Annotated in this window: 16 protein-coding genes and 2 rRNA genes (1 of these 18 running past the window's edge); 15 read left to right on the top strand and 3 right to left on the bottom strand. The window is 68.9% G+C overall.

Going from position 1 to position 17,994, the window contains the following annotated elements:
* The 10 genes from OG385_RS12790 to OG385_RS12745 form a co-directional block, all read left to right on the top strand.
* Positions 1-1,190 (top strand): 23S ribosomal RNA (locus tag OG385_RS12790); it begins 1,934 nt to the left of the window's first position.
* Between the two features lie 94 nt (positions 1,191-1,284).
* Positions 1,285-1,401, top strand: a 5S ribosomal RNA gene (gene rrf, locus OG385_RS12785).
* 68 nt (positions 1,402-1,469) lie between these two features.
* Positions 1,470-2,114, top strand: a complete 645-nt coding sequence (locus tag OG385_RS12780; RefSeq protein WP_266854615.1) for an HAD family phosphatase — start codon at positions 1,470-1,472, stop codon at positions 2,112-2,114.
* Between the two features lie 41 nt (positions 2,115-2,155).
* Entirely contained in the window at positions 2,156-3,418 is a 1,263-nt protein-coding gene (locus tag OG385_RS12775) for an MFS transporter (RefSeq protein WP_266854613.1), read from the top strand.
* Positions 3,369-4,544, top strand: a complete 1,176-nt coding sequence (locus OG385_RS12770) for an acetoin utilization protein AcuC (protein WP_266854611.1) — start codon at positions 3,369-3,371, stop codon at positions 4,542-4,544. The genes OG385_RS12775 and OG385_RS12770 overlap by 50 nt, the downstream gene beginning before the upstream one ends.
* Before the next feature lie 122 nt (positions 4,545-4,666).
* The gene (locus tag OG385_RS12765) at positions 4,667-5,482 is read left to right on the top strand and encodes a phosphatase (protein WP_266854610.1); all 816 of its coding nucleotides are present in this window, start codon (positions 4,667-4,669) and stop codon (positions 5,480-5,482) included.
* 130 nt (positions 5,483-5,612) lie between these two features.
* Positions 5,613-5,825 (top strand): helix-turn-helix domain-containing protein, encoded by a 213-nt coding sequence (locus OG385_RS12760; protein WP_164266407.1) that lies wholly within the window; start codon positions 5,613-5,615, stop codon positions 5,823-5,825.
* A gap of 131 nt (positions 5,826-5,956) precedes the next feature.
* Entirely contained in the window at positions 5,957-6,055 is a 99-nt protein-coding gene (locus OG385_RS12755; protein WP_003948845.1) for an AURKAIP1/COX24 domain-containing protein, read from the top strand.
* Positions 6,056-6,223: 168 nt separating this feature from the next.
* Entirely contained in the window at positions 6,224-7,318 is a 1,095-nt protein-coding gene (locus OG385_RS12750) for an NAD-dependent epimerase/dehydratase family protein (RefSeq protein ID WP_266854608.1), read from the top strand.
* Between the two features lies 1 nt (position 7,319).
* A complete protein-coding gene (locus tag OG385_RS12745) occupies positions 7,320-8,393 on the top strand; it encodes a lysophospholipid acyltransferase family protein (RefSeq protein WP_266854606.1) in 1,074 nt (357 codons plus the stop codon).
* 126 nt (positions 8,394-8,519) lie between these two features.
* On the opposite strand, the gene OG385_RS12740 is transcribed toward OG385_RS12745, so the two are convergent.
* The 3 genes from OG385_RS12740 to OG385_RS12730 all read right to left on the bottom strand — a co-directional run bounded on the left by OG385_RS12740 (position 8,520) and on the right by OG385_RS12730 (position 12,139).
* Positions 8,520-9,725: a DUF5667 domain-containing protein gene (locus OG385_RS12740; RefSeq protein ID WP_266854604.1), complete on the bottom strand. Its 1,206-nt coding sequence runs from the start codon at positions 9,723-9,725 to the stop codon at positions 8,520-8,522.
* Positions 9,726-9,976: 251 nt separating this feature from the next.
* The gene (locus OG385_RS12735) at positions 9,977-10,756 is read right to left on the bottom strand and encodes an ECF subfamily RNA polymerase sigma factor, BldN family (protein ID WP_266854602.1); all 780 of its coding nucleotides are present in this window, start codon (positions 10,754-10,756) and stop codon (positions 9,977-9,979) included.
* A gap of 420 nt (positions 10,757-11,176) precedes the next feature.
* Complete coding sequence (locus OG385_RS12730) at positions 11,177-12,139, bottom strand: HAD family phosphatase (protein WP_266854601.1); 963 nt, start codon at positions 12,137-12,139, stop codon at positions 11,177-11,179.
* A gap of 219 nt (positions 12,140-12,358) precedes the next feature.
* On the opposite strand from OG385_RS12730, the gene OG385_RS12725 reads away from it, so the two are divergent.
* The 5 genes from OG385_RS12725 to OG385_RS12705 all read left to right on the top strand — a co-directional run bounded on the left by OG385_RS12725 (position 12,359) and on the right by OG385_RS12705 (position 17,931).
* On the top strand, positions 12,359-12,640 hold the full coding sequence (locus tag OG385_RS12725) for a glutaredoxin family protein (RefSeq protein ID WP_266854600.1): 282 nt from the start codon (positions 12,359-12,361) through the stop codon (positions 12,638-12,640).
* 341 nt (positions 12,641-12,981) lie between these two features.
* Positions 12,982-13,797 (top strand): redox-sensing transcriptional repressor Rex, encoded by an 816-nt coding sequence (locus tag OG385_RS12720; protein WP_266854598.1) that lies wholly within the window; start codon positions 12,982-12,984, stop codon positions 13,795-13,797.
* On the top strand, positions 13,794-15,323 hold the full coding sequence (locus tag OG385_RS12715) for a glutamyl-tRNA reductase (RefSeq protein WP_266854596.1): 1,530 nt from the start codon (positions 13,794-13,796) through the stop codon (positions 15,321-15,323). The genes OG385_RS12720 and OG385_RS12715 overlap by 4 nt, the downstream gene beginning before the upstream one ends.
* On the top strand, positions 15,320-16,276 hold the full coding sequence (gene hemC / locus OG385_RS12710) for a hydroxymethylbilane synthase (protein ID WP_266854594.1): 957 nt from the start codon (positions 15,320-15,322) through the stop codon (positions 16,274-16,276). Before OG385_RS12715 ends, hemC begins: the two co-directional genes overlap by 4 nt.
* Positions 16,273-17,931, top strand: a complete 1,659-nt coding sequence (locus OG385_RS12705) for a bifunctional uroporphyrinogen-III C-methyltransferase/uroporphyrinogen-III synthase (protein WP_266854593.1) — start codon at positions 16,273-16,275, stop codon at positions 17,929-17,931. The genes hemC and OG385_RS12705 overlap by 4 nt, the downstream gene beginning before the upstream one ends.
* Positions 17,932-17,994 lie beyond the last annotated feature (63 nt).

Here is a 17,994-nt window from a genome sequence, read left to right as displayed (position 1 = left end):
GATTGGATTTACTCCATGAGCTGGGGGTGGCCGCAGAGACCAGCGAGAAGCGACTGTTTACTAAAAACACAGGTCCGTGCGAAGCCGTAAGGCGATGTATACGGACTGACGCCTGCCCGGTGCTGGAACGTTAAGGGGACCGGTTAGTGACCTTTCGGGGTTGCGAAGCTGAGAACTTAAGCGCCAGTAAACGGCGGTGGTAACTATAACCATCCTAAGGTAGCGAAATTCCTTGTCGGGTAAGTTCCGACCTGCACGAATGGCGTAACGACTTCTCGACTGTCTCAACCATAGGCCCGGTGAAATTGCACTACGAGTAAAGATGCTCGTTTCGCGCAGAAGGACGGAAAGACCCCGGGACCTTTACTACAGTTTGATATTGGTGTTCGGTTCGGCTTGTGTAGGATAGGTGGGAGACTTTGAAGCGGCCACGCCAGTGGTTGTGGAGTCGTCGTTGAAATACCACTCTGGTCGTGCTGGATGTCTAACCTCGGTCCGTGATCCGGATCAGGGACAGTGTCTGATGGGTAGTTTAACTGGGGCGGTTGCCTCCTAAAGAGTAACGGAGGCGCCCAAAGGTTCCCTCAGCCTGGTTGGCAATCAGGTGTTGAGTGTAAGTGCACAAGGGAGCTTGACTGTGAGACCGACGGGTCGAGCAGGGACGAAAGTCGGGACTAGTGATCCGGCAGTGGCTTGTGGAAGCGCTGTCGCTCAACGGATAAAAGGTACCCCGGGGATAACAGGCTGATCTTCCCCAAGAGTCCATATCGACGGGATGGTTTGGCACCTCGATGTCGGCTCGTCGCATCCTGGGGCTGGAGTCGGTCCCAAGGGTTGGGCTGTTCGCCCATTAAAGCGGTACGCGAGCTGGGTTTAGAACGTCGTGAGACAGTTCGGTCCCTATCCTCTGCGCGCGTAGGAATATTGAGAAGGGCTGTCCCTAGTACGAGAGGACCGGGACGGACGAACCTCTGGTGTGCCAGTTGTCCTGCCAAGGGCATGGCTGGTTGGCTACGTTCGGAAAGGATAACCGCTGAAAGCATCTAAGCGGGAAGCCTGCTTCGAGATGAGTATTCCCACCCCCTTTGAGGGGTTAAGGCTCCCAGTAGACGACTGGGTTGATAGGCCAGATGTGGAAGCCCGGTAACGGGTGGAGCTGACTGGTACTAATAGGCCGAGGGCTTGTCCTCAGTTGCTCGCGTCCACTGTGTTAGTTCTGAAATAACGAACGACCGTGAGCTGTGTCTCATTAGATACGGCCGGTGTTGGTTAATTTCATAGTGTTTCGGTGGTCATTGCGTTAGGGAAACGCCCGGTTACATTCCGAACCCGGAAGCTAAGCCTTTCAGCGCCGATGGTACTGCAGGGGGGACCCTGTGGGAGAGTAGGACGCCGCCGAACAATTTTTAGCCTCAGCCCCGGACCGTTATGGTCCGGGGCTGAGGCATTTTTGCGTTTATGGTCAGGGTATGCGCTACGACCTGGTCATCTTCGACAACGACGGCGTCCTTGTGGACAGTGAGCCGATCTCCAACACCATCCTCGCGGGGTACCTGACCGAGCTGGGGCACCCCACGTCGTACGACGAGTCCGTCCGCGACTACATGGGTGCCGCCGTGCACCGGGTGCACGACACCATCCTGGAGCGGAGCGGACAGCGGCTCCCCGACGACTTCGACGAGGTTCTGCACGCCCGGATCTTCGCCGCCTTCCAGACCGAACTGCGGCCGGTCGCCGGCGTCACCGACGTGCTCGGTGAGCTGGTCGCCCAGGGCGTCCCGTACTGCGTCGCCTCCTCGGGCACCCACGAGCGGATCCGGGTGGGACAGCGGGCGACCGGCCTCGACGAGTGGTTCGAGGACGAGTGGATCTTCAGCTCGCAGGACGTCGGCCGGGGCAAGCCGGCACCGGACCTGTTCCTCCACGCCGCCCAGCAGATGGGCGTGGCTGTCGAGCGGTGCGTCGTCATCGAGGACAGCCCCCTCGGGGTGGCGGCCGCCCATGCCGCGGGGATGGATGTGTACGGGTTTACGGCGATGACTCCCGCCGAGCGGCTCGCCGGGGCGAACGGCTTCTTCTCGAATATGTCGCAGCTGCCCCAACTCCTTGCCTGATCCATCTACCCACGGGTAGGCGAGGGGCCTACTGTGCCGCCATGACGACAGATGTTCGCCTGCGGCACGGCCGGGCCTCTCTGGGGCTCAGCTTCTTCGCACAGGGCGCCGCATTCGCTCTCCTGGTGACGCGGATCCCCGCCATCCAGGACCGTTACGGGATATCCGACGGCCTGCTTCCCGTCTTCCTCGCTGCGGTTCCGGTCCTCGCAGGCGTCAGCAGCGTCGGCACCGAGCAGCTGGTGAAGCGGGTGCGGCCCTCGGCCGTGCTGCGCTGGGCGCAGCCCGTGGTGCTGCTGGCGCTCCTCGGTGCCGCGGCCGGCACCGAGCTGTGGCAAGCGGCGGTCTCGCTGGGGGTGTTCGGGCTCGCCGTGGGCGCGTTGGACGCCTCCATGAACATGCTGGGGGTGAGTCTCCAGCGGGCCTACGGGCGCAGCATCATGCTGGGGTTCCACGCCGCGTACAGCCTCGGCGGGATCGCCGGTGCCTCGCTCGCCTGGGTCGGGGCGCACTGGCATCTGTCGCTGCTGACCTCGTACTGGCCGGTGGCCGTGGTGCTGCTGCCGCTCTGCCTGGTGGGGAGCCGGTGGTACGCGGACGCACGGGAGGCCGACGGGCCGGCCGCCGCGGCGGGTGGGGGCGTTGAGGCGGTTGGTGGTGCTGGTGGTGCCGGTAGTTCTGGTGGGTCTGTCGTCTTCAAGATGCTGCTGCCGCTCTGTCTGGTGATGGCCTTCACCTACATCGGCGACTCGACCGTCTCCAACTGGAGCGCCAAGTACCTTCAGGACGTACTGGGGAGCTCCGAGCAGCTCTCCACCGTCCCGTACAACGTCTATACGGTCACCACGCTGATCGGCCGTGCGGTCGGGGACTTCGGGGTGCGGCGCTTCGGTGCGGTGGCTGTGGTGCGGTTCGGGTCCGTCGTCGCGGCTGTCGGGTTCGGTGTGGTCGCCGCGGCGACCGGTCCCTGGGTGGGGCTGCTCGGGTTCATGGTGCTGGGCTTCGGGCTCTGTGTGATCGTGCCGCAGACCTTCGCGGCCGCCGGGCGGATGTTCCCGCACGCGTCCGACGCGGCCATCGCCCGGCTCAACATCTTCAACTACGTGGGGTTCCTGGTCGGCTCGCCGCTGGTGGGTGCGATCGGTGACGCGTGGAACTACCGGGGCGCGATGCTCGTCCCGATGGTGCTCGTACTGGCGAGCCTCGTGTACGCCCGCTCGTTCGGTGCAGGCGACGCCCGATACGGTGTCCGGCATGAGCGGCCGCCGACTGTTGATGTGGGACGAAGCAGTAACGAGGTATGACTTCGGGCCCGGCCATCCGATGGATCCGGTGCGGCTCGCACTGACCATGGGGCTGGTCCGGGCGTACGGACTGGACAGCGCGGTCGGCGTCGTCGCCGCCAGACCGGCCGGGGAGTCGACCCTGCGCCTGGTGCACCGGGCGGACTATCTGGACGCGGTGCGGGCGGCGTCGGCGGATCCGGGTGCCGCGGACATCTCGTACGGTCTGGGGACCCCTGACGACCCGGCCTTCGCCGGGATGCACGAGGTCTCCGCGCTGATCGCCGGGCAGTCGGTCGGCGCGGCCGAGGCGGTGTGGCGCGGTGAGGCGGACCACGCGGTGAACTTCTCGGGCGGGCTGCATCACGCGATGCCGGGTGCGGCCTCCGGGTTCTGCATCTACAACGACGCCGCTCTGGCGATCGCCCGGCTGCTCGAACTGGGGGCGGAGCGGGTCGCGTACGTCGATGTGGACGTGCACCACGGGGACGGGGTGCAGGAGGCGTTCCGGGACGATCCGCGGGTGCTGACCGTCTCGCTGCACGAGCACCCCCGGACGCTCTTTCCCGGTACGGGCTTTCCGACCGAGACGGGCGAGGGCGCGGGGGAGGGGTCGGCGGTCAACCTGCCGCTGCCGGCCGGGACCGGGGACGCCGGGTGGCTGCGGGCGTTCCACGCGGTGGTGCCCGAGCTGCTCGCGGACTTCCGGCCGCAGGTGCTGGTGTCGCAGCACGGGGCCGACACACACTTCGAGGACCCGCTGGCTCACCTGGCGGTCTCGCTGGACGCGCAGCGCGCGGTGCAGGTCGCCTGCCACGAGCTGGCGCACGAGTACGCGGACGGCGGGCGGTGGGTGGCGCTCGGCGGGGGCGGTTACGCGGTGGCCGACGTCGTACCGCGGTCGTGGACGCATCTGGTGGCGATCGCGGGGCACGCCGAGATCGATCCGGAGTCGGTGATCCCGCCGTCCTGGCGGGACGAGGTGTACGCGCGGACCCGAAGCGTGGGGCCCGCGCGGATGACGGACGGGCGGTGGCCGGTGGCCTGGCGGTCGTGGGACGCGGGGTACGACCCGGCGGACCGGCTGGACCAGGCGGTGCTGGCTACTCGGCGGGCGGCGTTTCCCTTGCGGGGGATGCTGGCTTAGGAGGTGGCGGTGGGGTTGCGCCCCGGCGGCCGTGTGGTGGCCTTGTGGGGGTGTTACGCCAACTGTGCCGCATATCCCCCGTTCCGGCCCGCCCACGCGGTCATTGCGGCACGATCGGCAGGGTGTTGACCACCGGCGCCCTCCGAGCGCATCTGTTGGCGGCCAGGCTGGCCGGGCCCGTGGCTACCCCGCGGGAGGTGAGTCTGCGCAGTTACCGGCTCTTCGCCGCGCGCGATCCGCGGGTGACTCTCGGCATCCATCCCGAACGGGTCTGGGGCGAGCGGGAGTTGCTCGGTCTGATGGCCGAGCGGTGCGGGGTGTCCGCGGACCCGGGCCATGTGTCGGGGCCCGATGTCATCGACCCGGAGCGGACGCTGGCCGCGCTCGACGCGTTCGCCGTGCGGCTCGGCGAGGCTGTGGCGCGTGGTGCCAACGTGCTGTTCGGGACCGGGCATCCGCATCGGCTGCTCGGTTTCTACGCCGCGCTGGCAGACGCCTTGTCGGCGGCCGGATGTACTGTCCTCACCCCCGCGCAGGGCCGCAGTGTCGACATAACGACCCGGTTCGGCGTACGCACGCACCTTCTGGAGTACGTACGGGGAGTCGCGCTGATGCGCGAACCCGGCGTGCGGCTGCCGGGAAGTGAGCCCGGCGCACACACCCATTCCCCGCTGCCCGTCCGGGTCGCGCTGGAGGCCGCCGCAGGGGGCTCGTACGGCCTTCCCGGGCTGGTAGTCGGCGACCACGGATGGGTCTGCGGGGCAGGTCAGCTGGGGGTTGAGGCCATCGGGCTCGCCGACACCGACGATCCCGCGCTGTTCGTGGGTGAGGCGGAGGGCCGGGTGTCCGTCGCCGTTCCGCTCGACGATGCCGTGCGGCCGGACTACTACCGGCCGCTCACTCGCTATGTACTCAATCGGGCGCTTCTGCCCCAGTAGGGAAGGGGCTGTTACTCCTCTTCCCCACTCGTATCACCCGCACCTAGTCTGGTGAGTGAGCGCGCCACGACGAAGAGTCACCGGAAGGGGAAGCCGGTGCCCCGTCGGGTGCGGAAGGTTCAGGTGGGTCATGGCTGCTGGGAGTGAGAGGCCTCTCAACGAGGTCAGGTTCCTGACCGTGGCGGAAGTCGCCTCGGTGATGCGAGTGTCCAAGATGACCGTGTACCGGCTGGTGCACAGCGGTCATCTGCCGGCGATCCGGGTGGGCAGGTCCTTCCGGGTCCCGGAGCAAGCAGTGCACGCATACCTTCGCGAGTCCTTTGTGGGGGTCCAGACCGCCTAGTGGGGTCCGGTCGAGTCCGGTGGTTCCCCTCGGATTACGTCCCTCACTCGGCGGCAGGTAGGCTAGGCCGACGTAGGTCGTGTGGGCCCAGACGCCCCGCACCGAGTGAAGAGAAGTGAGCGAGGGTAGTCGTGGGCTCTGTTATCAAGAAGCGGCGCAAGCGGATGGCTAAGAAGAAGCACCGCAAGCTGCTCAAGCGCACCCGCGTTCAGCGTCGCAACAAGAAGTAAGCGGCAGCTGTACGTGGTTCTGAGGCCCTCCCGCCAGCATGGTGGGAGGGCCTCTGCGCGTTCCTGCGGGTAGATTTCCGATGACTTCACGCAGCGCATCATCAGTACAGCGCGATATCGAGCCGCTACCGTGGCCCGTACGGGAGTCCGAATGGGAAGGCGCTGATCTTGGGCAAGGTCGTGCTCGTCACCGGAGTGGCCCGGCAGCTCGGAGGCCGGCTCGTGCGCCGCATACTGCGGGACGCCGAGGTGGACCGGGTGATCGCGGTGGACATCGTGGAGCCGGCACACGGACTGGGCGACGCCGTCTTCGTACGGGCGGACATCCGCCAGCCCGCCATCGCCCGGGTACTCGCCGAGTACGACGTCGACACCGTCGTGCACATGGATGTCACCGGCACCCCGCTGGGCACCGGCGGCCGGACGACGGTCAAGGAGACCAACGTCATCGGCACCATGCAGCTGCTCGGTGCCTGCCAGAAGTCGCCGGCCGTCCAGCGCCTGGTGGTCAAGTCCAGTACCAATGTGTACGGGTCGGCGCCGCGCGACCCGGCCGTCTTCACCGAGACGACGCCCCCCAAGTCCCTGCCCAGCGGCGGCTTCGCGAAGGACGCGGTCGAGGTCGAGGGCTACGTACGGGGCTTCGCCCGGCGCAGGCCCGATGTGGCGGTCTGTGTCCTGCGCTTCGCGAACATCCTGGGGCCGAGCACGGATTACCCGCTCGCCGAGTATCTGTCGCTGCCGGTGCTGCCGACCGTGTTCGGTTACGACCCACGGCTCCAGTTCGTCCACGAGGACGACGTCATCGACGTACTCCGCCTCGCGCTGGGCGAACCACCGCGCGGGACGCTCAACAGCGGCACCTTCAACATCGCGGGCGACGGTGTGCTGTTGCTCTCACAGTGTTCGCGGCGGCTCGGCCGGCCGACGGTGCCTGTGCTGCTGCCCGCCGTGAACTGGGTCGGCTCCGCGCTGCGGACCGTCGGGGTCACCGACTTCTCGCCGGAGCAGATCCGGCTGCTCACCCACGGCCGGGTCGTCAGCACGGCGCAGATGCGCGAGACGCTGGGCTTTGTACCGAGGTACTCGACGGCCGAGACCTTCGAGGACTTCGCGCTCAGCCGGGGGGACGGCCTGCTGCCGCCCCGGGCGCTGGCGCGGGCGGTCGACCGGGTCGCTGCCTTCGCCGAATCCGTCGGACCTGCCGGACCCGCCGCCCGGCCCGTGATCCCCGCCCACTCCGTCAGCAAGGAGCGCATCTGACATGGCCGATGCCAAGGTCATCCCCTTCGGCGACGAGCCGAGAGCGAGGCGGAACAGGAACGGCAAGACCGCCAAGCGGTCCGGGGCGCGCGGCAGGGGTGCCTCGGGACCGCTCGCGCCCGTACCGGAGCAGCAGACCGGACCCGAGGCGTCCACGGGGCCGGCCGAGCCGGCCGGGGAGGGGGAGCCGTTGCCGGACGCTCCTGTGCAGGGCCCGGCGGGCCGCGCGGAGACCACCGACTGGGACCGGCGGATCGCCGGCGGGCTGGCCTTTCTGCGGCGGCGGATCACCGGTGAGTACGACGTCGACGAGTTCGGGTACGACAAGGAACTCACCGACCAGGTGCTGATGTCGGCGGTGCGGCCGCTGTACGAGAAGTACTTCCGCGTCGAGGTGAAGGGCATCGAGAACATCCCGTCGGACGGCGGGGCGCTCGTCGTCGCCAATCACTCCGGGACGCTGCCGCTCGACGGGCTGATGCTCCAGGTCGCCGTCCACGACCACCACCCGGCGGAGCGCCATCTGCGGCTGCTCGCGGCGGATCTGGTCTTCATGCTGCCGGTCATCAACGAGCTGGCCAGGAAGGCCGGGCACACGCTGGCGTGCGCCGAGGACGCGGAGCGGCTGCTCCAGCGCGGCGAGGTCGTCGGGGTGATGCCCGAGGGGTTCAAGGGGATCGGGAAGCCGTTCTCCGACCGGTACAAGCTCCAGCGCTTCGGGCGGGGCGGCTTTGTGTCGACCGCGCTGCGGGCCGGGGTGCCGATCGTGCCGTGCTCGATCGTCGGGGCGGAGGAGATCTACCCGATGATCGGCAACGCGAAGACGGTGGCGCGGCTGCTGGGCTTCCCGTACTTTCCGGTCACACCGACGTTCCCGTGGCTGGGGCCGCTGGGTCTCGTGCCGCTGCCGACGAAGTGGACCATCCAGTTCGGTGAGCCGATCCCGACGGACGGGTTTCCCGCGGAGGCCGCTGAGGACCCGATGCTGATGTTCAACCTGACGGACCAGGTGCGGGAGCAGATCCAGCACACGCTGTACAAGCTGCTGGTGCAGCGGCGGTCGGTCTTCTTCTGACGCTGACTTCTTCCGAGCAGAAAAGTGCCGGGCCCGTGATCTTTCGGGCCCGGCACTTTTCTGTACTGGTACTGCGGCTTACTGGTACTGCTGGCTCTGTACTGGTACTGCTGCTGTCTCTCCGTGCTACTGGGCGTCCTCGCCGTCGATGCCCAGGCCCGGAAGCAGGCCGGGGAGCAGCGGGGGGAGTGTGACGTCCGGTGCGGGCTTGGTGCCGTCGCCGGACTTGCCCGTGCCTTCGGATGAGGACGATCCGCTGCTGCTCTTCGGCGGGTCGAGGAGGCCGCCCGTGCTGCCGCCGATCAGGCCCTGATCGGCCTTGCCGCTCTCGGAGCCGGAGGGCTCCGGCCGGGCGTTGCCCTGGCTGTGGTGGCCGGGGGCTGCCGAGGTGGGTCCGGAACGGTCGGTCCCGGGTGTGCCCGGCCTTGAGGTGCCCGGGTGCCCAGGGGTACGGGCGGCGGGTGTGCCGGGGGTGCGCGGCAGCTGCGACTGGAGCGGACCTACCTCCTGGTCTATGGCGTCGAAGACCGAGTTCACCTGGTTTCCCACGTCGTGGAGCTGGACGGGCAGCCGGCCCCGGAGCTTGCTCCAGGCCTCCCGGTGCGAGCGGGAGAACGAGGAGAGCGTCTGGATCGGGCCGAGTGCCCCGTTCCTCGCGTACGCCTCGTGCAGCAGCCGGTGTCCTTCTCCGGCGTCGTGGTTCATGCCGTTCAGTGCGCGTCTGACTTCGCCCAGTTGCTCGTGGTCGAGCCGGCCCGCCCGGTCGCGCTCCATGAGGCGGCGTGCCTCCTGGAGACGCGTGGAAGCCTGGTCGAGGTAGATCTGGCCGCGGGCGGCATCGTCGTTCGCCATTCCCAGCTTGAGATCTTCCATGCCGCGCTTCAGCCCGTACAGCGAATCACCGGGGAGGGCGTCGGAGCTGGCAGCCGCGACGCCGCTGAAGGCTCCGGCTGCGACGCCGACGGTGAGTCCGCCCGCAGCGAGGCCCTTCGACCAGCGGGAGCGGGGGCGCAATTTCCGGAGCGGGGACGCCCGGTGGGCGCCTCGGCCGGTCCGCTGTTCGGGCACCTGAGGGCCCTCGGACACACCTCCCCCCGCGAGCATCGTCTCCATGGCGGCGACGAGCTGGGCTCGCTGCACCACTTTGACCTCAGGATCCAGCTGTGGTTTCGGTAGCTCTTCGAGCCCGGTCACCAGGGCCAGCAACTGCCCTTGTGCGCTCGGGTCGGTGGGAGCTTCGGGCTGGTCGGCCGCCGAGCCCTGGAGTGTCTGCTCCTCCAGGGCCTGGGCGAAGGCGTTCGCCCGCCGGTGTGCCGAAACTTGTCCGATCACTGGCGGCACCTCCTCTCGTCATGACGATCGACTCCCCTCGGGGTCCGGAAGGTTGCCCACCTTGAGTGCTTCCACTCGATCGGGTGAGTACCTGCGGGCGTGGCTTGACCACAGGGAGCCTGCATCCCACTCAACGAGCCGCACAGCACTTGGGTTACGGACGAAGGATGATCGGACCGCAGTGTCATGAGCCCATGACTGACGGTGAGTTGTGCGCTGACGGTGAGGTGTGCACTGTCGGTGAGTTGTGATCAGCGCGCGTCATCGGGGAGGAGCCGGGCCAGCGTGCGCACGGCCCGGTACTGGAGCGTCTTGATGGCGCCCTCGTTCTTGCCCATGGCCCGTGCCGTCTCGGCCACGGAGAGCCCTTGCAGGAAGCGCAGGGTCACGCACTCCTGCTGCTGTGGATTGAGCTTCCGTACGGCTTCGAGCAGGGCGGCGTTGGAGAGGGACTCCAGGACGGAGTCCTCCGGACTGCGCTCGACCTCGTTGGCGTCGAGCATTTCGCCCGTGGTCACTTCGAGCCGGAAACGGCTCGACTTGAAGTGGTCGGCGACCAGGTTCCGGGCGATCGTGACCAGCCAGGCCCCGAAGTCGCGCCCCTGCCAGGTGAAGGTGGAGATACGGCGCAGAGCGCGCAGGAAGGTCTCGCTGGTGAGATCCTCCGCCGTCGCCTTCCCTCCGACGCGGTAGTAGATATAGCGGTAGACCGTGTCGCTGTACTGGTCGTAGAGCCGCCCGAAGGCGTCGGCCTCGCCGGCCTGAGCTCGTTCGACGAGGTCCATCATGCGTGCGCTGTCGCTGTCGGCCGCAGGCCGACGGGCGGTGGACGTGCCGGTGCCGCCACGGCTGCGTCTGCCGACCGCCGCGCCCGCACCGCTCTCGGCGAGGGCATAGCAGGGGCCGGCGGGCGCGGCTGTGGCAAATGCGGGGACGGCGTACGCGGTGGGGACGAAGCCGCGCAGCTGGTCAAAGACCGTTGCGCGCAGCGTAGCCAGGCCCGAGGCGTCAACCCCGACGTGTGGGTACACGGGACTCCCAGAGGCAGAGCTTCCATCACGTGCAGTGCTGGATGATTCACTCGACGTGATGGCGAGTGAGGTCCGGTATGCGTCTGAGGAGAATAACGCTTCGTACAGGCAGTGCTACACCCAGTTGCTCAAATCATCGATTACGTCGCTTCTGTTACGTCTACACGTCGGATCAAGTAGCACTTCGTGACCGTTTATTGATCGGATAGCCTCACGATCCGCTTGATTGAGGGGTCACTTGTGCGCGAGTCGCCGGAACGGGACTGGCGGCGGGCGCAGGGGGGTAAGAAGTTCGATTCGCCCGCGCTTCTCGGAGTGGCGAGGCGGTGCAGAGCTGTTGACGTTCCGGTCAGCGGTGCCTGACGTACTGATGATCGAGGCGCGAGCCGGTGATCTGCCCGCGAGCCGGTGCCGTGCCGCTCAGTGGCGGCGGCGGTGCAGGGCGACCGCGGCGGCAGTGCCGCCCGCCAGTGCGCCGACCCCGGCAGCGGCCGGGATGCCGACCCTGGCCGCCTTGCGGCCGGTCCGGTAGTCGCGCAGCCGCCACTCGCGCTCGCGGGCGTAACGGGCCAGCTTGGCGTCGGGGTTGATCGCGTACGGGTGGCCGACGAGCGAGAGCATCGGGATGTCGTTGTGCGAGTCGCTGTACGCGGCACAGCGGGCCAGGTCGAGATTCTCGGCGGCGGCGAGCGCCCGTACGGCCTCCGCCTTCGCCGGGCCGTGCAGCGGCTCGCCGACGAGGCGGCCGGTGTAGACGCCGTCCATCGACTCCGCCACGGTGCCGAGCGCTCCGGTCAGGCCGAGGCGCCGGGCGATGATCGTCGCGGTCTCCACGGGGGCGGCCGTGACCAGCCAGACCCGCTGGCCCGCGTCCAGGTGGGCCTGGGCCAGGGCGCGGGTGCCCGGCCAGATGCGGTCGGCCATGTACTCGTCGTAGATCTCCTCGCCGATGGACATCAGCTCGGACACACGGTGGCCCTTGACGATGGACAGGGCGCTCTCCCGGGCGTCCTGCATATGGTCGGGGTCCTCGACGCCGGCCAGCCGGAACCAGGCCTGCTGCCAGGCGAACCTGGCCAGCTCGCGGCGCTCGAAGAACTTCCTCTTGTAGAGGCCGCGGCCGAAGTGGAAGATCGCGGCGCCCTGCATCACGGTGTTGTCGAGATCGAAGAAGGCGGCGGCCAGGCTGTCGCCCGCGACGGGGAACTCGGGCTCCGGGGTGGCCCCTTCGCCGTCTTCGCCGTGCCCGCCGACTGTGCCGGACCCGGCCGGTACCGGCTCCTGCGAGGACTTCCGGGCTGCTTCGGCTGCGGCCTCGCCTGCCAGCACGCTGCGTGCTGTTGCCGAGCGCCTACGAGGGGTGAGCCATCCCAGTGCGGCCATGCTGCGAGCATAGCCAGTTCGGTGAAGCATTCCTCACCTGACGGAATGCGGCGGAGTGAACTCTGGTGTACGGACGGCTCCCGTGGCGGTGGCGGGGCCGGACCGGGGGGCGGGCCGCCCGCGGGAGCTGATGCGGAATGTGTGGGCGCGGGTGGGGGAGAGCGGGCGGCGGGGAGCGTACGGCAGGGAGAGGCGGGGGGTGAGGCGGAGAATGAGCGTATGAGTCCTCTGTTCCGCCGCAGTGCCGGTCAAGGAAATCCCGCCGAGCGGGTCGTCACTCTGGTCGGGAAGCCCGGGTGTCATCTCTGTGACGACGCGCGCGCCGTGGTCTCCGCGGTGTGCGGAGAGGTCGGTGCGGCGTGGGAGGAGAAGGACATCACTCAGGACTCCGCGCTCAACGACGCGTACTGGGAGCAGATTCCGGTCGTACTCATCGACGGGGAGCAGCACACCTTCTGGCGGGTCGACCCCGACCGCCTCCGCCGCGCGCTGCGTTCCTGACGTTCCTGAGGGGGTCAGGACGGATGGCGGGCCGGGAGGCGGGTGACCGGTCCGCGCGGAGCTTCTCGCGCAAAAGACAGCTACCATCGTGGGCGATTTGAGCGGTCTCGGGGGCGTAAGCGTGAGGAGTGTGTGCGGTTTTGTCCCCTTTGGGATCTCAACGCATCGGACCGGTCAGTGGTTCCGTCAATGTGCCGCCGAAGTGCGTGACCCCGGTCACTTTGCACGGACAAAACGGACACTATCTTTGTGCACGCGTTCACAAAGACATAGCCTGCATTCGACGGGGCGGTCCTGCTGGATGTGGCCGCCTGCAGCCTCGCTCATCCCGCAGGAGCACCGTGGCAACTGGCCGAACTCACCGACCGGCGACCCGTAGCCGAGGAATCCCCGAGGCCACCGTCGCCCGACTTCCGTTGTATCTCCGCGCCCTCACCGGGCTGTCGGAGCGCTCCGTACCCACGGTTTCGTCCGAGGAGCTCGCAGCCGCTGCCGGAGTCAACTCCGCGAAGCTGCGCAAGGACTTCTCCTACCTGGGTTCGTACGGGACCAGGGGCGTCGGCTACGACGTCGAATATCTCGTATACCAGATCTCGCGTGAGCTGGGTCTCACCCAGGACTGGCCGGTCGTCATCGTCGGTATCGGTAACCTCGGCGCCGCGCTCGCCAACTACGGCGGATTCGCCTCGCGTGGATTCCGGGTCGCCGCGCTGATCGACGCCGACCCCGCCATGGCCGGAAAGCCGGTGGCCGGGATCCCCGTCCAGCACAGCGACGACCTCGAAAAGATCATCTCGGACAACGGCGTCTCCATCGGCGTCATCGCCACCCCCGCGGGTGCGGCGCAGCCGGTCTGTGAGCGGCTCGTCGCCGCCGGTGTCACCTCGATCCTGAACTTCGCCCCCACCGTGCTCTCGGTGCCGGAAGGCGTCGACGTACGCAAGGTGGACCTCTCCATCGAGCTGCAGATCCTGGCCTTCCACGAGCAGCGGAAGGCCGGTGAGGGCGCGCTCGCCGACCCCGACACCGACGCACCCCCGGTGCGGGGCGCCGCGCACGCGGCCAGTGCGGCCGCCGCCGCGCACACCGTGAACGCCCGCACCGCCCCCGACCGGAAGGGACCCGACGGGGACATGCCCGCCGTGATGCCGGCATGAGTCTTCTGGTCGTCGGAGTCAGCCACCGCAGCGCGCCCGTCAGTGTGCTGGAGCGTGCGGCGCTCTCCGCTGATGCGCAGGCGAAGCTGTTGCAGGACACGCTGGCCGCCGAGCCCGCTGCCGAGGCCGCGACGCTCGCCACCTGCAACCGCATCGAGCTGTACGCCGACGTGGACAAGTTCCACGCGGGCGTCGCCGAGCTGTCCACGCTGCTCGCGCAGCACTGCGGCGTCGGGCTCGAAGAGCTCACTCCCTATCTTTATGTGCACTACGAGGACCGGGCCGTCCACCACCTCTTCTCGGTGGCGTGCGGGCTCGACTCCATGGTCGTGGGCGAGGGCCAGATCCTCGGCCAGATCAAGGACGCTCTCGCGCTCGGCCAGGAACTGCACACCGCAGGGCGGCTGTTGAACGATCTGTTCCAGCAGGCCCTGCGGGTCGGCAAGCGTGCGCACAGTGAGACCGGCATCGACCGGGCCGGGCAGTCGGTCGTCACCTTCGGCCTCGAACAGCTCGCCGGTGGCACGGATGTGGCCGGCTGGGCCCGGGGCAAGCGCGCCCTGGTGATCGGCGCGGGCTCCATGTCCTCGCTGGCCGCCGCGACGCTGGCCCGCGCGGGCGCCGGGGAGATCATCGTCGCCAACCGGACGCAGGCGCGTGCGGAGCGGCTCGCGGAGATCCTGGGCGGCGCCGGGGTGACCGCTTCGGCCGTTCCCATGGACGCCGTCGACGGGGAGCTGGCCCGCGCCGACCTCGTCGTCTCCTGTACGGGGGCGACCGGTCTCGTACTGACCGCGGAGTCCGTGGCCCGGGCACTCGGCGAGGAGTTCACCCCTGCGGAGCCGGTGGTTGAACCCGTCCCCGACGTGCCCGCCGACGCCACGGCCGCCACCGCAGCCGCCCGCGCGGTCGACGCGCTGGAGCAGCACGGCGCCTGGGCCGGTACGGCAGGAACTGCCGCCGTCCCCCGTCCGGTGCGCCGTATCGCCGCCGACGCAGCCGCGCCGCGGCTCGCCCTGCTCGACCTGGCCATGCCGCGCGACATCGACGCGGCGGTCCACCGCATCAGCGGTGCGCGCCTGGTGGACATCGAGTCGCTGGCCGACGCGTCCGCCGACGCCCCGATGGCCGCAGATGTCGACGCCGTACGGACGATCGTCTCCGACGAGGTCGCGGCGTTCGGCGCCGCCCAGCGGGCCGCTCACATCACTCCGACCGTTGTCGCCCTGCGCACCATGGCCGCCGGCGTCGTCGCCGGTGAGATCGCACGGCTCGACGGACGCCTTCCCGACCTGGACGACAAGGAGCGCGCCGAGATCTCGCAGACCGTGCGCCGTGTCGTCGACAAGCTCCTGCACGCGCCCACCGTGCGGGTCAAGCAGCTCGCGAGCGAGCCCGGCGGCGCCGGGTACGCGGACGCGCTGCGGGAACTCTTCGACCTCGACCCGCTGACGGTCGCGGCCGTCAGCAGGGCCGATCTGACCGACCTGAGCAACACAGACGTCAAGAACCGAGGGCGGGCATGACCGATGCCTTGAGGCTGGGGACCAGGCGCAGCAAGCTCGCCATGGCGCAGTCAGGACAAATCGCCGAGGCGGTGCGGCAGATCACCGGTCGCCCCGTGGAACTCGTCGAGATCACCACGTACGGGGACACCTCCCGTGAGCACCTCGCGCAGATCGGCGGGACCGGTGTCTTCGTCACCGCCCTGCGCGATGCGCTGGTGAGCGGCGAGGTCGACTTCGCCGTGCACTCGCTGAAGGACCTGCCCACCGCCGAGCCGGACGATCTGGTGCTGGCCGCGATCCCGGTCCGTGAGGATCCCAGGGACGTGCTGATCGCGCGGGACGGGCTGACCTTCGAGCAGCTGCCGGACGGCGCCCGGGTGGGCACCGGCTCACCGCGCCGGATGGCGCAGCTCAACGCGTACGCCCGTAACCACGGGATACGCATCGAGACCGTGCCGATCCGCGGCAACATCGACACCCGCATCGGATTCGTCCGCAGCGGGGAGCTGGACGCGGTGGTTCTCGCCGCGGCCGGGCTCCACCGTGTCGGCAGGGCCGGCGAAGTGACCGAGTACCTGCCGGTCGACATCATCTTGCCCGCCCCCGGCCAGGGGGCCCTGGCGGTCGAGTGCGCGGCATCCCGCGCTGATCTCGTCGCCCAGCTCGCAGAGCTCGACGACCCGTACACCCGGGCCGCCGTGACCGCCGAGCGATCCCTGCTCGCCGCCTTGGAGGCCGGTTGCAGTGCGCCTGTTGGTGCACTGGCCGACGTCCTGGCCGACGGGCAGGCTGTCACCGAGATGCGCCTGCGCGGTGTCGTCGGCTCGACCGACGGCTCCTCGCTGGTGCAGCTGTCCACCACCGGTCCCGTACCCACGTCGCACGAAGGCAACGAGGCGCTCGGACGCGAACTCGCGTCCGAGATGCTGGCCAAGGGTGCGGCCGGTCTTATGGGGGAGCGAGCACGATGAACCCCACCTCGAACCTGCCAGCCGCCCTTCCCGCGCACGGGCACGTCACCTTCCTCGGTGCCGGACCCGGGGATCCGGGACTCCTCACACTGCGCGCTGTCGAAGCGCTCGCGAGTGCGGACGTACTGATCGCCGAGCCGCATGTGCTCGACGTCGTACGCAGCCATGCGAGAGCGACCGTAAGCACGCCTCAGCTGACGGTTGTTGACGAAGCGTCAACAGCCGCCGGGATCCCGGCCATCCGAGATGCGGGCAATCTTGTCATGGAGGCCGCACGGGGTGGCAGGCGGGTCGTCCGTGCTGTCACCGGGGATCCCGGACTCGACGGAAACTCCGGCGAGGAGATGCTCGCCTGCGCCTCGGCGGGCATCCCGTTCGAGGTCGTCCCCGGCGTCTCGACGGCGGTGGGCGTCTCCGCGTACGCCGGTGTACCGCTGCGGGACGCGCAGGGCACCGACGTCCGCTTCGTCGACGCCCGTACGGCATCCGACCGCTGCTGGAGCGAGGTCGGCGCGAGCGACGCGACCGCGGTCGTCTCCACGACGCTCGACACGGTCGGCGCCGCCGCCGGTGAACTGGTCGCGGCGGGCCGCAAGCCCGACACCCCGATGTCCGTCACCGTCGCCGGCACCACCACCCGCCAGCGCACCTGGTCCGCGACGCTCGGCACGGTCGCCCAGGTGCTCAAGCAGGCCAAGGTGCTCCCGTCGCCGGACGGACACCAGCCGGTCATAGCCGTGGTCGGCGAGCGCAGCTCGGCCGCCCGGCGCGACCAGTTGTCGTGGTTCGAGTCGAAGCCGCTCTTCGGGTGGCGGGTGCTCGTTCCGCGTACGAAGGAGCAGGCGGCCTCGCTCTCCGACCAGCTTCGTTCGTACGGCGCGGTGCCGCACGAGGTCCCCACCATCGCCGTCGAACCGCCGCGCACCCCGCAGCAGATGGAGCGCGCGGTCAAGGGCCTGGTCACGGGACGTTATGAGTGGATCGCCTTCACCAGCGTGAACGCCGTCAAGGCGGTCCGGGAGAAGTTCGAGGAGTACGGGCTCGACGCCCGTGCCTTCGCGGGGATCAAGGTCGCCGCCGTGGGCGAGCAGACCGCGGCCTCGCTGGTCGAGTTCGGCGTCAAGCCCGACCTCGTACCGAGCGGTGAGCAGTCGGCCGCCGGTCTGCTGGAGGACTGGCCGCCGTACGACCCGGTCTTCGACCCGATCGACCGTGTCTTCCTGCCGCGCGCCGACATCGCCACTGAGACCCTGGTGGCCGGGCTCATCGAGCTGGGCTGGGAGGTCGACGACGTCACCGCGTACCGCACGGTGCGTGCGTCGCCGCCGCCGGCCGACACCCGTGAGGCGATCAAGGGCGGCGGTTTCGACGCGGTCCTCTTCACCTCTTCGAGTACGGTCCGCAACCTCGTGGGGATCGCGGGCAAGCCGCACAACGTGACGGTCATCGCCTGTATCGGTCCCGCCACGGCCAAGACGGCCGAGGAGCACGGGCTGCGGGTGGACGTACTCTCTCCGGAGCCCTCGGTGCACAGACTCGCGGAGGCGCTCGCCGAGTTCGGCGCGCAGCGCCGCGAGGCGGCCCGGGAGGCGGGCGAGGCGGTCACCCGTCCCAGCGAGCGCCGTCCGGGCGGTCGCAGGCGACGCACCACCTAGGGTCTTCGGGCCCTGTCCGGGTGCCGGGTGGACCACAGCGCGAAGAGCCGAAGAACGAAGAGT

Source organism: Streptomyces sp. NBC_01306, assembly GCF_026340465.1.
GTDB lineage: Bacteria > Actinomycetota > Actinomycetes > Streptomycetales > Streptomycetaceae > Streptomyces.
The sequence above is the reverse complement of the archived record's forward strand: the minus strand, read 5'-3'. Positions and strand labels throughout refer to the sequence as shown.